Here is a 1,149-nt window from a genome sequence, read left to right on the forward strand (position 1 = left end):
TAATGGTCAAGATAACTTCTGAAAGTTAAGAAATTTCTCACACCACTTCTTGGCGTAGCTGACTTGCTGCGTCACTTGTTCAAATACGTCTTTGACGAGTTCGTGAAATTCGTCCTCGTCGCCGACGATAATCGGCGACATCGTCCATTTCAGCTGTTTCCAGACTTGCTCGATTGGGTTGAGATGCGGCGAACCTGACGGGAGAAAGATGAGATCGATACCGAGTTGGTGGGCACGCTTTCGTGTGTATTCACAGATATGAGATCCGTGCTTGTCCAAAACGAGCAGAATCCGCTGTCCCGGATTCTGCTCGCGGACCGTCTCTAAGACGCTGCAAATCTTCTCTTTTTCCTCTGTTTCGGTCCAGCGAACCAGGCTTTTTCCGTTCAATGCATAGAATCCAACCGCCGAATCTTCGGTCTTGACGAGCGGCCGTTCAACGTGCGGGTCATCGACGTACCACACCCGCCGCGAATTATCATACGGCTGCGGGTGTGAAGCATCGAAAAAGCCGACGACAGTACCGCCGTCTGTACAAACATCATCGTTGACAACCCATCCGTCTTCTTTGTCACCTTTCTCCTTGTTGTGGGGTTCGTCGTCAGTCTCGTCGAGCGCGTCAGCGACGCGCTCGTCGAGGACTTCCTCGGGATTCTCCGGCCGATTCGGTCGTTTTGGACGTGGTTTTGCGTACGAGAGGCCAAGATCCCGGAGAAACTTCCCGAGGTAATCGGGGTGGTACTCAACACCGAACTCTTTGGTCAAAAGATGCTGTATCTCCTGTGATTTCCACGGTTGACCTTCCTGGAGCAGCTCAAGCAGCTCATCCTGTTCGTCCTTGTCGAGTTTCGGGGGCCGACCGCCCCCGAAACTCGGCATCAATTCTTCGAGCCCGCCCTCATTCCACGCATCCGCCCATCGGCCGCCGGTCGCTGCCGACCGTGCTTCCCGGTCGGCAGCTTCCGCAATCGTGTCGCCTTGGTAGAGATTCTTCACGAACCCGAGACGCCGAATTCTGTGCTTATCTTCGGCGTCATGGAGAAGCTCGTCGAGCTTCTCCTCCGGAAGGTGACGCTTGATCTCTTTGCGTCGCTCGCGTCCCATTGCAAGCACATCGAACCGACCCCACAAAAGATTCCTCACTCATTA

The 1,149-nt window shown here is 54.2% G+C and carries 1 protein-coding gene; it reads right to left on the minus strand.

Annotated features, from left to right (window positions below; genetic code table 11):
* Window positions 1-6: 6 nt before the first annotated feature.
* Window positions 7-1,104, minus strand: a complete 1,098-nt coding sequence (locus G9463_RS23715) for an IS630 family transposase (protein WP_165897999.1) — start codon at window positions 1,102-1,104, stop codon at window positions 7-9.
* Window positions 1,105-1,149 lie beyond the last annotated feature (45 nt).

It is taken from the genome of Haloarcula sp. JP-Z28 (assembly GCF_011440255.1).
GTDB lineage: Archaea > Halobacteriota > Halobacteria > Halobacteriales > Haloarculaceae > Haloarcula > Haloarcula marismortui.

Bases quoted from the DNA above. Each gene is read 5' to 3' on its own strand.
- G9463_RS23715 (WP_165897999.1), bottom strand. From the start codon at position 1,104: ATGGGACGCGAGCGACGCAAAGAGATCAAGCGTCACCTTCCGGAGGAG.